Source organism: Candidatus Pelagibacter sp. (assembly GCF_052049815.1).
Lineage (GTDB): Bacteria > Pseudomonadota > Alphaproteobacteria > Pelagibacterales > Pelagibacteraceae > Pelagibacter.
This window is the reverse complement of sequence record NZ_JBNGZG010000028.1, coordinates 1-13,253: the sequence shown is the minus strand read 5'-3', so window position 1 is coordinate 13,253 and position 13,253 is coordinate 1. Positions and strand designations below refer to the sequence as shown.

The 13,253-nt window shown below is 29.7% G+C and carries 12 protein-coding genes and 1 tRNA gene; 6 read left to right on the top strand and 7 right to left on the bottom strand.

Annotated features, from left to right (window positions below; genetic code table 11):
* The 6 genes from ACTT9D_RS05545 to dapA all read right to left on the bottom strand — a co-directional run.
* Positions 1–691: pyridoxine 5'-phosphate synthase (locus ACTT9D_RS05545; protein ID WP_440930804.1), on the bottom strand; the 691-nt coding region annotated here is incomplete at its 3' end.
* A complete protein-coding gene (gene pyrE, locus ACTT9D_RS05540) occupies positions 688–1,275 on the bottom strand; it encodes an orotate phosphoribosyltransferase (protein WP_440930803.1) in 588 nt (195 codons plus the stop codon). The genes ACTT9D_RS05545 and pyrE, both read right to left, overlap by 4 nt.
* Positions 1,232–2,977, bottom strand: coding sequence for a bifunctional (p)ppGpp synthetase/guanosine-3',5'-bis(diphosphate) 3'-pyrophosphohydrolase (locus ACTT9D_RS05535; protein WP_440930802.1), 1,746 nt, complete (start codon positions 2,975–2,977; stop codon positions 1,232–1,234). The genes pyrE and ACTT9D_RS05535 overlap by 44 nt, the downstream gene beginning before the upstream one ends.
* Before the next feature lie 20 nt (positions 2,978–2,997).
* Positions 2,998–3,510 (bottom strand): 2-amino-4-hydroxy-6-hydroxymethyldihydropteridine diphosphokinase, encoded by a 513-nt coding sequence (gene folK / locus ACTT9D_RS05530; protein ID WP_440930801.1) that lies wholly within the window; start codon positions 3,508–3,510, stop codon positions 2,998–3,000.
* Positions 3,476–3,946 (bottom strand): SsrA-binding protein SmpB, encoded by a 471-nt coding sequence (gene smpB / locus ACTT9D_RS05525; protein ID WP_014953308.1) that lies wholly within the window; start codon positions 3,944–3,946, stop codon positions 3,476–3,478. The genes folK and smpB overlap by 35 nt, the downstream gene beginning before the upstream one ends.
* Positions 3,946–4,830 (bottom strand): 4-hydroxy-tetrahydrodipicolinate synthase, encoded by an 885-nt coding sequence (gene dapA, locus ACTT9D_RS05520; RefSeq protein ID WP_440930800.1) that lies wholly within the window; start codon positions 4,828–4,830, stop codon positions 3,946–3,948. Before dapA ends, smpB begins: the two co-directional genes overlap by 1 nt.
* 42 nt (positions 4,831–4,872) lie before the next feature.
* Here dapA and ACTT9D_RS05515 point away from each other — a divergent pair, with 42 nt between their 5' ends.
* Positions 4,873–7,137, top strand: a complete 2,265-nt coding sequence (locus tag ACTT9D_RS05515) for a lytic transglycosylase domain-containing protein (RefSeq protein WP_440930799.1) — start codon at positions 4,873–4,875, stop codon at positions 7,135–7,137.
* Here the strand turns inward: ACTT9D_RS05515 and ACTT9D_RS05510 are convergent.
* Positions 7,138–7,229: transfer RNA gene (locus tag ACTT9D_RS05510), tRNA-Ser, on the bottom strand.
* A 68-nt stretch (positions 7,230–7,297) separates the two neighbouring features.
* Here ACTT9D_RS05510 and ACTT9D_RS05505 point away from each other — a divergent pair.
* Genes ACTT9D_RS05505 through ACTT9D_RS05485 form a run of 5 tightly spaced genes read left to right on the top strand, consistent with a single transcriptional unit; the run spans position 7,298 to position 13,221 of the window.
* Entirely contained in the window at positions 7,298–8,551 is a 1,254-nt protein-coding gene (locus tag ACTT9D_RS05505; RefSeq protein ID WP_440930798.1) for a sarcosine oxidase subunit beta family protein, read from the top strand.
* Complete coding sequence (locus ACTT9D_RS05500; protein ID WP_014953312.1) at positions 8,551–8,826, top strand: sarcosine oxidase subunit delta; 276 nt, start codon at positions 8,551–8,553, stop codon at positions 8,824–8,826. Before ACTT9D_RS05505 ends, ACTT9D_RS05500 begins: the two co-directional genes overlap by 1 nt.
* Positions 8,827–8,835: 9 nt before the next feature.
* Positions 8,836–11,841, top strand: coding sequence for a sarcosine oxidase subunit alpha family protein (locus ACTT9D_RS05495; protein WP_440930797.1), 3,006 nt, complete (start codon positions 8,836–8,838; stop codon positions 11,839–11,841).
* On the top strand, positions 11,834–12,397 hold the full coding sequence (locus tag ACTT9D_RS05490) for a sarcosine oxidase subunit gamma (protein ID WP_440930796.1): 564 nt from the start codon (positions 11,834–11,836) through the stop codon (positions 12,395–12,397). Before ACTT9D_RS05495 ends, ACTT9D_RS05490 begins: the two co-directional genes overlap by 8 nt.
* A 56-nt stretch (positions 12,398–12,453) precedes the next feature.
* Positions 12,454–13,221 carry an ABC transporter substrate-binding protein gene (locus ACTT9D_RS05485; RefSeq protein WP_440930795.1) on the top strand — a complete coding sequence of 256 codons (768 nt, stop codon included), beginning with the start codon at positions 12,454–12,456 and terminating at the stop codon, positions 13,219–13,221.
* The last annotated feature ends 32 nt before the right edge of the window (positions 13,222–13,253 follow it).

Here is a 13,253-nt window from a genome sequence, read left to right as displayed (position 1 = left end):
TTATTACTTTTGGTAGACCATCAAAAACAGATTCTCCAATAATAAAATGCCCAATATTGAATTCTCTTATTTCTTTAATTTTACAAAGTAATTTTGTAACTTTATAATCTAATCCATGTCCAGCATGTACTTCTATTCCTAATTTTTTAGCCAATCGAGCACATTTTTTTATTCTTAAAAATTCTTTTTGGTATTTTTTCTTTGATTTAACTAAATTTGCTAATTTACCAGTATGTATTTCAATGCAATTAACTTCTAGTTTTTTTGACAAATAAATATCACTTATATTTGCATCAATGAATAAGCTAGTTCTTATATTTTTTTGTTTAAAGCGTTTTATAATAGAGCTTAATTTTTTTTCACTTCTCTTGAGGTTTAAACCACCTTCGGTGGTAACTTCTTTTCTATTTTCTGGAACAATGCAAATATAATTTGGAGAGATCTTTATTGCTTTATTAACAATATCAGAATTCATAGATATTTCTAAATTAACTAAAATATTTTTTTGATTACAAATATCTAAAGCGTCTTTATCATTTATGTGTCTTCTATCTTCTCTTAAATGAATAGTGACTGAATCTGCACCATGTTTTGTAACAAATTTTGAAGAAAAAAGTGGATCAGGATGTTTTTCACCCCTAGCATTTCTAATTGTTGCTATATGATCTATATTTACACCTAATCTTTTCATTTAAGAAATCTACTTCCAGGCTTAGTTATTTTAATGTTTCGAAGTTCATTAGGTAGTTCATTTTTTTTATATGTTGGTACTTCAATTTTTAAATGTGAAATTATTTTTGATTTTATCCTCAATGATTTTTTTGAAGATCTATTAATTATTGATGCAAACCCTAAATGTTTTGCTTTAAATTTTTTTATCAATTTTACACATTCTAAACTTGATTTTCCAGTTGTTATTACATCTTCAATAATTAGAACTCTAGAATTCTTACTGATGTTAAAACCTCTTCTAAGTTTGAATTTACCATCTACTCTCTCACAAAAAATTGTTTCCTTTTTTAAAAGTCGTCCAATTTCATATCCAATGATCACACCACCCATAGCTGGTGCAAGTATTAAATCTATTTTTTTAAAATTTTTTTTAATTTTCTTTGCTAATGACTCACATATATCTTTTGCTAAGTACGGATAACTTAATAATTTTGCACATTGAATATATTTTGGAGAATGTAAACCAGATGATAAAACAAAATGTCCCTCTAATAATGCATTAGTCTTTTTTAAAATACTTAAGGATTTTTTGTGTGAAAGCATTTCTTTTTTCTTCGTGTCTAATTATTTTAAATTTTATATTCTTTTGTTTTAGTTCTGCAATAAAATTAGTAAAATTTTTAAGATCTCTGATTATTAATTGAAATTTAAAATTGATATAATTAGGGTTTTTACCGACCATTTCAACTTTTGAAATATTTAACTTATGGTCACCAATTAGAGTTGTAATGTCACCTAGTTGACCAGGTTTATCTGGGAGTGATATCCATAGAGTTGTATTATATTTTTTAATTTTTTCTTCTTTTTGTTCACCTTTATCATGCCAATAACGTCTTATAGCAGCTCTTGCTTTTCCGGTTTTTGTAATTGGTATCCAATGTAAAGAAGGAGAATGATTTTTTGAAGTAATAATATTTACTCTATCACCATTTCTTAAAATTGACTGAAGTTCACTTTTATTTCCATTGATTTCACATCCAATCGCACTATTCCCAATAGTAGTATGAACCGCATATGCAAAATCAATTGGCGTTGCATCTTTTGGTAACTTAATTACAGATCCTTTAGGTGTAAAACAGAACACGTTTTCTTGGAACATTTGTAATTTAGTGTACTCATAAGAATGTTCTGGATTTTCATTTTTTTCTATAATCTCAACTAAATCTTTCAACCAATCATATTCTTTCCAGCTAACGGAATTAAATTTTTCCGATGATTTGTACTGCCAATGAGAAGCAATTCCTCTTTCAGCAAATTCATGCATAGACATGGTTCTAATTTGAATTTCAATTGGTTTTTGATTAGGTCCAATAACTGACGTATGTATCGATTTATACCCATTTATTTTTGGAGACGAAATGTAATCCTTAAATTTCCCTGGAACACAATTCCATTTTTTATGAAATATTCCTAAAGTTTTGTAACAATCATCAACCGTATTTAAAATTATTCTAAACCCAATGATATCGGTTATTTGTTCTAACGAGACTCTTTTTTTTTGGACTTTTCTCCAAATAGAAAATGGAGTTTTTTCTCGTCCATATATTTCGGCGTAAATTTTATGATCATTTAATAATTCGGTTAACTCTACTGACAGCGTTTCAAAAGTATCTTTTTTGTGTTCTTTAATTTCATCTAATTTGTTTTTTATTAATGTTCTTGCCTCATTGTTAAGAATTTTAAAAGACAGGTCTTCAAGCTCATCTCGAATTCGATGCATACCCATTCTATCTGCAAGAGGCGCGTAAATTTCCATTGTCTCTTGCGCTATACGTTTTCTTTTTTCTTCCTTAGTGATTGCATCAATAGTTCTCATATTATGAAGTCTGTCAGCAATTTTAACAAGTAATACCCTAATATCTTTAGATGTAGCTAAAATTAACTTTCTAAAATTTTCAGCTTTTGAATTTGAGGCAGCAGTATTTTCAAATACAGAAATTTTTGTAACACCCTCTACTAAATCTGCCACTTCTTCTCCAAATTCATTTTTAATAGTTTCATATGTTGCATAAGTGTCTTCAATAGTATCGTGAAGTAAGCCAGTCGCTATAGTAGCGCTGTCTAATTTCAATTCAGTCAGTATATCGGCTACGGCGATTGGGTGAACTGAATATGGATCACCGGAAGCACGTTTTTGATCTTTGTGAGCTTTCACTGCAAAATTGTATGCCTTATCCAATTTTTCAGGATTAAGAAATTTATTATAAATTTTAATTTTATTAATTAACTCTTCGGAATTAATCATTTAAACATTATAGCACCAATTTAAATTTGTTTAATAGTTCTTATGTCTTTATTTGGAAGTTGACTGATTAAATCTTTAATATTTCTCTTTAATTTTGGGTGTTTCCAATCTTTTTGGATTTCATACAAAGGAATTAAAACAAAATTTCTTTGATGCATCAATGTATGAGGAATAACAATATCTTTATTGAGAATTAAACCACTATAATCAATAATATCTATATCACATTCTCTTGGGTCATTTTTTTTTCTTTTTTTTCTACCTAGTTCTCTCTCAATTTTCTTACATAATTCTAATAATTTTTGAGGTGATAGATATGTTTTTATTTTTAAAACTATATTAATAAATTTTGGTTTTTTAGGATCCGGCCAAGATGGTGTTTCATAATTACTTGAGCATTTAATTATTTCTATATTTTCCAAATAAAGTTTAAATTTTGATAATTCTATATTTCTATTTCTATTCCCTAAGTTTGAACCAATCCCTAAAAAAACAGTCTTAACTTGATTTTCTGATATATCTTGCTTTGTCACGATTCCAATCTCTTGTTTTTTTAGTTGCTCTTTTATCGTATTGTTTTTTCCCTTTTGCCACTGCAATCTCTATTTTAGCTTTACCTTTTTTAAAATACATTTTTGTAGGCACTAAAGTGAAACCATCTCTTTGCATTTTGCCAATTAATTTATTTATTTCTTTTTTATTAAGTAATAATTTTCTTTCATCCAAAGGTTTATGATTTGAGTAACTTGCTTGTTTATATGTAGCAATATGAGAATTGATTAATATTATCTCACCATTTTTTTCGACAGCATAAGAGTCAGCAATATTAACTTTTCCGTCTCTAACAGATTTTATTTCTGAACCTTTTAAAACAATCCCTGCTTCAAATAGATCTTCAAAAAAATAATTAAAACTTGCTTTTCTATTTAAGCATATAATTTTTAAACCAGAATTGGTTTTTTTATTCATTACAACAAGTTAGCTGAAACTAATGCCTTTTTAACTATGTCTTGAGTATTTGATGTTACTTTAACTAATGGCAATCTCACACTATCGTCACAAAGACCTAAAAGTTTTGCTGCATATTTAACTGGGCTAGGATTGCTCTCAACAAACATTGAATGATGTATTGGTTGTAAAATTTTATCTAACTTTACAGCCTCATTTTGAGAATCTTTTTTATCCTTTTCATTTGAAAATTTTTGAAACTGTGAACAAATTTTTGGAGCAATATTTGCAGTTACACTTATAGCCCCAATTCCTCCTCTTTTGTTAAATTCTAAAGCATTGTCATCATTTCCAGTTAATTGAATAAAATCTTTTCCCATTTTTTTTAATTGTTGATCTACTCTATTTAGATCTCCTGTGGCGTCTTTAACACCAACAATATTTTTTAATTCATAGAGTCTTGCCATTGTATCCACTGACATATCAATTACTGACCTACCAGGGATATTGTAAATTATAATTGGCAAACCAGAGCTATCATTAATAGCTTTATAATGTTGATAAAGTCCTTCTTGAGTTGGTTTATTATAATATGGAGTAACAATTAATGCGCCGTCTGCACCTGCTTTCTCAGCATGTTTAGTAAGAGATATTGCTTCCTCAGTTGAATTAGATCCAGTTCCGGCTATGACGGGTATTTTACCTTTACTTTCTTGAATACACAAATCGATCACTTTTTGATGTTCTCCATGACTTAATGTTGGTGACTCGCCAGTTGTTCCAGCGGGAACTAAACCATTTGTTCCATTTTCCATATGAAAATGAATTAATTTTACATACGCTTCTTCATCTAGTTTGTTGTTAATGAAAGGCGTGATTAATGCAACATTTGATCCTTTGAACATAAATACTTATAACATAGTTTAAAGATTCATTTAGTAAAAAACATGAAAAATTTAACATTTTTTATAATATTTATAACCTTAGGGGCAACCACAATATCTCTTGCAGAATTTCTTAATATCAAGATTATTCCTCTAAAAAAACCTCTCTTAGAACAAGCCGAAATAGAAAAAAGATTAGCCAAAGAGGAAATAAGACCTATTCCAAAACCTGGCACGAAAAAAAATACTGACCAAGTTAAAACTGAAGTCAAAGTTAAAGAAAAGAAAAAAATTGAAAAAGTTAAAACCGAAAAAAAACAAGAAAAAAAGTCTAAAGTAGCAGAATTAATTCTTCCTAAGAAAAAACCAATTACAATAAATACTGAAAAAATAAAAGCTGTAAAAAAATCCAAATATTACAATAAAAAAGATTTTGAATTAGCAAAAAAAGCAATTTCTAAAATGGAAAAAAGAGAATGGAAATCAGCTTTATCGACTGCAAAAAGAGCAAAAGACAAATCTATATATAACTTTGTACAATGGAGACATTTGCTAACCAAAGGCAATCAGGCATCTTTTTTTGATTACAAATCGTTTATAGAACAAAATGAAAGATATCCAAGAATTGGTAGAGTTAAATATCTTGCTGAACATAAACTTTCAGTAAAAGAAGTTTCTCCAAAAAAAGTAATTCAATATTTTGGGGATGATGAACCTTTAAGTGGTTATGGTAAAATAATTTTAGGGGAAAGTTTAATTGAAATTGGAGAAAAAGAAAAAGGTATAAGATATATCAAAGATGGATGGATAGAAGCTGAACTTTCAAAATCTGAATTAAGATTTTTTAGAAAAAAATATAAAAAATATTTAAACGCAAATGATTACATCAAAAGAGCAGACTATCTAGCATGGAATAGCAAACATTGGGATTTAAAAAGATTACTTAGATATTTGCCTAAGGATTATGAGCTTCTTTATAATGCTAGACAAATTTTGATTTCAAAATCGTACGGTGTTGATCAGGCAATTAAAAATGTGCCCACTAAGTTAAAAAATGATCCTGGATTAAATTATGATAGATTAAAATGGAGAAGAAAAAGAGGAAGAGTTGATAGTTCTTTAGAAATTTTATTAAAAATTAAAAACACTAAAGATTATATGAAGTATCCTGAAAAGTGGTGGAAAGAAAGAGAGATTATAGCAAGATCATTAATATACAAAAAAAAATATGAAACTGCATATCGTTTAAGCAGTAACCATGCAATGACCGAAGGTCCTAATTACGCTGCAGCTGAATGGATGAGTGGATGGATTGCATTAAGTTTTCTAGATGATCCAATATTAGCAATAGATCATTTTAGAAATTTTTATAATAATGTAAGTTACCCAATTAGTCTTTCAAGAGGAGCTTATTGGCTTGGTAGATCATATGATAAGATTGGTGATAAAGATTCATCAGTTAAATGGTTTGAAGAAGCAACAAAATACATGACAACTTATTATGGTCAATTAGCATCAAGAAAAATTGATCCTGGTAGAAAATTTGAATTAAGTTTAGAGAGTGTAATTGATGATAAATATAGAAAAAAATTCTATGATAAAGAACTTGTTAGAATAGTTTATTTATTAGATGAATTAAATAAAGATAAATACACAAAACATATCTTAAGATTTTTAGCTTTAGACAATATTCAGAGTGGTAGTGAACCTCTTGCTGCAGAACTTGCAACTAAAATTGAAAGGTATGATTTTGCAATTCAAGTTTCTAAAATTGCATCATATGAAAAAAGATTTCATAATAAATTTAACTATCCAGTCATAAGCACGCCAATCTATGTTAATGGAAGAAAAATTCCTGAAAATGCATTTATATTATCTTTAATAAGACAAGAAAGTGAGTTTGATTTAAGTGCTAATAGTCATGCCGGAGCAAAAGGGTTAATGCAGTTGATGCCATACACAGCTAAAATTGTAGCTAAACAAGCGAAACTACCCTACTCAAAGTCTAGATTAACAACAGATCCTGAGTATAACATAAACTTAGGTTCACATTATATTGCAGGATTGATTTTAGAGTATGATGGTGCTTATCCATTTGCAATTGCAGCTTATAACGCTGGACCTAAAAGAGTAAAGTATTGGAAAAAATTAAATAAAAATCCTCAAAAAAAACAAATTGATTACGTTGATTGGATAGAGTTAATTAAATTTAGAGAAACAAGAAATTATGTTCAACGTGTTTTGGAGAATTACAACGTTTATAGATATATACTGGAGCGTAAACCAATAACTGTTAAAGATTTTTTTAGAGATGATCCTCTTTATTAATGGCGGAGAGAGAGGGATTCGAACCCTCGGTACAAGTTTCCTCGCACGGTCATTTAGCAAACGACTGGTTTCAGCCTCTCACCCATCTCTCCACAAGAAAAATCAATACTTTTGATTGTATTGAATATTCAATATTAATAAAGTAATTATTCTAAAAATTATGAAAAACAAGTACTCAATATTTTCACTAGTAAAAAATGCTTTTTCCTATCATGAAAATTGGGAGAAAGCTTGGAAAGATCCAGAACCTAAAAAGGAATACGACGCTGTTATTGTAGGTGGTGGTGGTCATGGTCTAGCTACTGCTTATTACTTAGCTAAAAAACACGATATGAAAAATATTGCTGTTGTAGAAAAAGGTTGGATTGGAGGTGGTAATACTGGAAGAAATACTACCATTATTAGATCTAACTATCTTTGGGATGCTAGTGCAGGCTTATATGATCATGCTTTAAAAATTTGGGAAGGTTTATCTCAAGAACTAAACTATAATGTAATGTTTAGTCAACGTGGAGTAATGAATCTAGCTCATAATCTTCAAGATGTGAGAGATTTAAAAAGAAGAACTCATGCTAATAGACTAAATGGTATTGATGCAGTTTATTTAAGTACAGAAGAAGTTAAAAAGTTTTGTCCAATAATTAATACCTCTCCTGATATAAGATATCCGGTACTTGGTGGAACACTGCAGAGAAGAGCTGGTACTGCTAGACACGACGCTGTTGCTTGGGGTTATGCTAGAGGTGCAGATGAAATGGGAGTGGACATTATTCAAAATTGTGAAGTGAAAGGTATAAAAAGAAATGGAGATACTGTTGAAGGTTTAGAAACAACAAAAGGTTTTATAAAAACAAAAAAAATTGGAGTAGTAGCTGCAGGTCATTCAAGTGTAATTGCAAACATGGCTGGTCTTAAATTGCCCTTAGAAAGTAAACCATTACAAGCTTTAGTTTCTGAACCTGTTAAACCAATAATAGATACTGTAGTTATGTCTAATGCAGTTCATGCTTATGTGAGCCAATCTGATAAAGGAGAATTGGTTATTGGTGCTGGAACTGACGATTATGTTTCATATACTCAAAAAGGAAGTCACGATATTGTGGAAGGAACTTTAAATGCAATCCTAGAGCTTTACCCAATATTTAGTAGAATGAGAATGTTAAGACAATGGGGTGGAATTGTAGATATTTGTCCTGATGCAAGCCCTATAATTAGTAAAACTTCAATTAAAGGATTATACTTTAACTGTGGATGGGGAACTGGCGGATTTAAAGCTACACCAGGTTCAGGTGATTTATTTGCTCATACAATTGCAAACGATGAGCCCCATAAATTAAATGCTGCATTTAATATAAATAGATTTGTTAGTGGTGATCTTGTTGATGAACACGGAGCAGCTGCAGTAGCACACTAATGTTTGTAATTAATTGTCCGTTCTGTGGTGAAAGAGAACAAAGTGAGTTTAAAGCTGGCGGAGAAGCTCATATAGTAAGACCAAAACAACCAACTGAACTGAGTGACGACGAGTGGGCAGAATATTTGTTCATGAGAAAGAATATAAAAGGTGTTCAGTTTGAAAGATGGAACCATGCTCATGGATGTAGAAAGTGGTTTAATATGGTTAGAGATACATCTAATGATCAAATAAAAGCAATATACAAAATGGGTGAAAAACCTCCTGTAGAATAAAAGAAATGTATGTCAAAAAATTTGAGAGTAAAATCAAGTTCATTTATTGATGAAACAACAAGAGTTTCATTTAAATTTAATGGAACAAAACTGTATGGATATAGAGGTGATACTTTAGCATCAGCTCTTCTGGCCAATAACATACATTTGGTTGGGAGAAGTTTTAAATATCATAGACCAAGAGGAATAATGACAAGTGGTTCAGAAGAACCTAATGCCATGGTTCAGTTGCATAATAATTCATCAAGAACAGAACCAAATGTTAGAGCAACTGAGGTTGAACTTTATGATGGATTAGAAGCTTCAAGTCAAAACTGCTGGCCAAGTGTTAATTTTGATTTTGGAGGGATAAATAACTTTTTATCCCCTCTTCTTCCTGCTGGCTTTTATTATAAAACTTTCATGTGGCCTGCTAGCTTTTGGGAAAAGTATGAGTACTTCATAAGAAAATCAGCTGGGCTAGGTAAATCACCTACTGAACCAGACCCAGATATATATGAACACAGATATTTGCATTGTGATGTTTTGATAATTGGTGCTGGAATATCAGGAATTATAGCTGCAAAAACAGCAGCTCAAAATGGTTTTAAGACAATACTTGTTGATGAAAAACCTAATTTAGGTGGCTCTACAATTTATCAAAACAATGATCATTTTAAAATTAATGATGAAAATTCATCAAAGTGGCTAAAAAAAGAAATTGATGATCTTAGAAATTATAAAAATTTAGAAATAAAAACTAGAACAAGCGTTGCTGCTTACCATGGTTATAATTTTATTTTAGCAAGAGAAAATTTAACTGATCACATAGAAGTTTCAAAGAGAGATAACAAAGTAAGACAAAGACTTTTAAAAATCAGGGCAAAAAAAGTAATTACTGCTACTGGTTCTATAGAAAGACCTCTAATTTTTAATAATAACGACAGACCTGGTATTTTACTTTCATCAGCAATTAAAAAATATGTTGATTTTTATGGAGTTAAAAGTGGAGAAAAAATTATATTGTTTACTAACAATGATACTGTATATGAAACAGCTCTTTCATTAAATGATAAAGGTATAAAAGTTGAAGCGATCATTGATATAAGAAATGAAAATGATTCTGAACTGATTAAATCAGTTAAGAATTTGAATATTAAAATTTTCAACAATCATACAATAGTGGATACAGAGGGTTATAAAAGAATAAACAATGTTTCAATTATGGAATTATCAAAAGATGGAACTTCTGTTGTTGGAAAAAAAATAAATATTAATTGTGATTGTTTAGGAATGTCAGGAGGTTGGACACCAGCTGTGCATTTATTTACTCAATCTGGTGGTAAATTAAAATTTAGAAATAGCGATAATGTATTTATTCCTAACGTTTATAGCTCAGATCAATTATGTATTGGTGCATGTAACGGTGATTTTGAATTAAGTGATATTATTAAAAATATTCCTAACCAAATAAATAAATTCCTCAATGTTAGTGATGAAATTTTTAAAAATATTAAAATTACCTCTACTAAAGAAAATAATTATAGAAATATTTGGCTCTTGCCTTCAGATAAAATTTTAGGAAAAACAAAACCATTTGTTGATTATCAAAATGATGCAACAGCAAAGGATATTAAATTGGCATTACGAGAAGGATTTAGATCTATTGAACATGTAAAAAGATACACAACAACCGGTATGGGGACAGATCAAGGAAAACTAGGAAATATGCATGCCCTTGGAATTATTGCTGATACTGCAAAAGTTCAGATGGGAGAATTGGGAACAACTACTTTTAGACCACCCTACACTCCATTAACATTTGGAACTATTGTCGGAAGAAATGTAGGTGAATATTTTGATACATTTAGAAAAACACCAATGCACGATTGGCATATTGATAACAAAGCAGAGTTTGAAAATGTAGGTCAGTGGAAAAGAGCTTGGTATTATCCAAAGAATAATGAAGATATGCATCAAGCAGTACAAAGAGAAAGTAAAGCTGCAAGAGAAAGTGCGGGTATATTAGACGCCTCAACACTAGGTAAAATTGATATTCAAGGTACTGATGCTTCAGAATTTTTAAATAGAGTTTATACAAACGCTTGGTCTAAACTTGCAATTGGAAAATGCAGATATGGGTTAATGTTAAATGAAGATGGTATGGTCTATGATGATGGTGTAACTACTCGTTTAGGCGAAAATCATTATATAATGACCACTACAACAGGTGGTGCAGCAAATGTTCTTGGAAAATTAGAGGATTATCTTCAAACTGAATGGCCAGAGCTGGATGTGTATTTAACTTCCGTAACTGATCATTATGCAACTGCAAGTGTTTGTGGGCCAAATAGCAAAAAAATTCTATCTAAACTAATTCCAGATTTAGATTTATCAGATGAAAATTTTCCACATATGTCATTCAAAAATGCATCTATTGGAAAAATAAAATGTAGAGTTATGAGAATTAGTTTCACAGGTGAGCATAGTTATGAAATTAATGTTCAAGCAAATTACGGAAAATCAGTATGGGAAAAATGTATGGAAATAGGAAAAGAATATAACATTACCCCATATGGTACAGAAACTATGCACTTATTAAGAGCTGAGAAAGGATTTATTATTGTTGGACAAGATACAGATGCAACAATGACACCTATAGATCTACAAATGGATTGGATTGTTAGTAAGAAAAAATATGATTTTATTGGTAAAAGATCTCTATACAGATCTGATACAATTAGAGAAGATAGAAAACAATTAGTTGGACTATTAACTGAAAATCCTAATGAAGTTCTTGAGGAAGGTGCTCAAATAGTTGCAGAGACAAACAAAAAACCTGTAGAAATGTTAGGTCATGTTACATCTAGTTATTACAGTCCAAATTTAAACAAATCAATTGCTCTTGGTGTTGTAAGAGGTGGTAAAAATATGTTGGGCCAAAAGTTATTCATACCAATGGAAAATAAGATTATTAACGTCACTGTAGCTGATCCAGTTTTTCTAGATAAAGAAAACAAGAGGTTAAATGCTTAATTACAACAATCCAATAAAAGAAACAAAAGAATACTCTGGATTCAAAATTGAAGAAATAAAACCTATTATGAAACTAATACTTAGAGGTAAAAAAAGAGAATTTTTATCCTCTGTTGGTAAATCTCTTAATATGCTTTTGCCAACTGAGAGTAACACATCAACAACAAGTGAAGAATATACAGCTTTATGGTTAAGTCCTGATGAATGGATGTTGTATTCTAATGATAAAATAAATGAAAATGATAATAATTATGAAATTGAAAACTCTCTAACAAGTAACATTGTGAAAACTAATTTAGGAGCAGTTACAGATGTAACTGATCAATTTGTATTACTAAAACTAAGTGGTGATAAAATTTATGAGTTGTTTTCAACAGGTTCACCATTTAATTTCAATGATTTTCAAAATAAAAACGGTTCTGTTACTCAAACACTTTTAGCTAAAATTGACGTGATAATTCATAATATTGATAAAAAAAATGTGAATTTATTTGTTAGAAGATCTTTTTCTGAACATTTATTTTCTTGGATAAATGATAGTGCGTCAAGATTGTAGCAATTAGCGTCAAGTTGACTGTAAAAATCATTAATTAAATCAGTAATATAGTTATTATGAAAAAAATCTTATCTTTATTACTTTTTGTACTAATTTCATTTTCTGCATATGCAGATTCAAATTTAAATAAAATCCTTTCATCTGGAGAACTTAGAGTTGGAACTACTGGAGATTGGGATCCAATGACTGTTAAGGACCCTGCCACAAATAAATATAAAGGATTTGATATAGATGTTATGAACGAATTAGCTAAAGATATGGGTGTAAAAGTCAAATTTGTTGCTGCAGAATGGAAGACAATAGTATCTGGAATTACTTCAAATAGATACGATATTTCAACTAGTGTAACAAAAACACCAAAAAGAGCTGAAGTAGCTGGTTTCACGGATACTTATTACAAATATGGAACTGTTCCACTCGTTCTTAAAAAAAATTTAAAAAAATTTTCAACTTGGGACTCACTAAATAATGAAAATGTAACCATTGCTACAACATTGGGAACTTCACAGGAAGAAAAAGCTAAAGAATTTTTTCCAAAATCTAAATTAAATTCAGTTGAAGCACCTGCAAGAGATTTTCAAGAAGTATTGGCTGGAAGAGCTGACGGAAATATAACTAGTTCAACTGAAGCAAATAAATTAGTTATAAAATATCCTCAATTAGCAATTGTTCCTGATGGAGAAAAAAACCCTGCATTTTTAGCAATGATGGTTACTAAAGGTGATGATGAGTGGAGAAATTACGTTAACAGCTGGATAAAAAAGAAAAAATCTTCAGGTTTTTTTACTAAATTATTAGCTAAGTATAATTTAAAAAGTTTATAATCAATTAGTAATTAGATTTTAATTCTTTATAA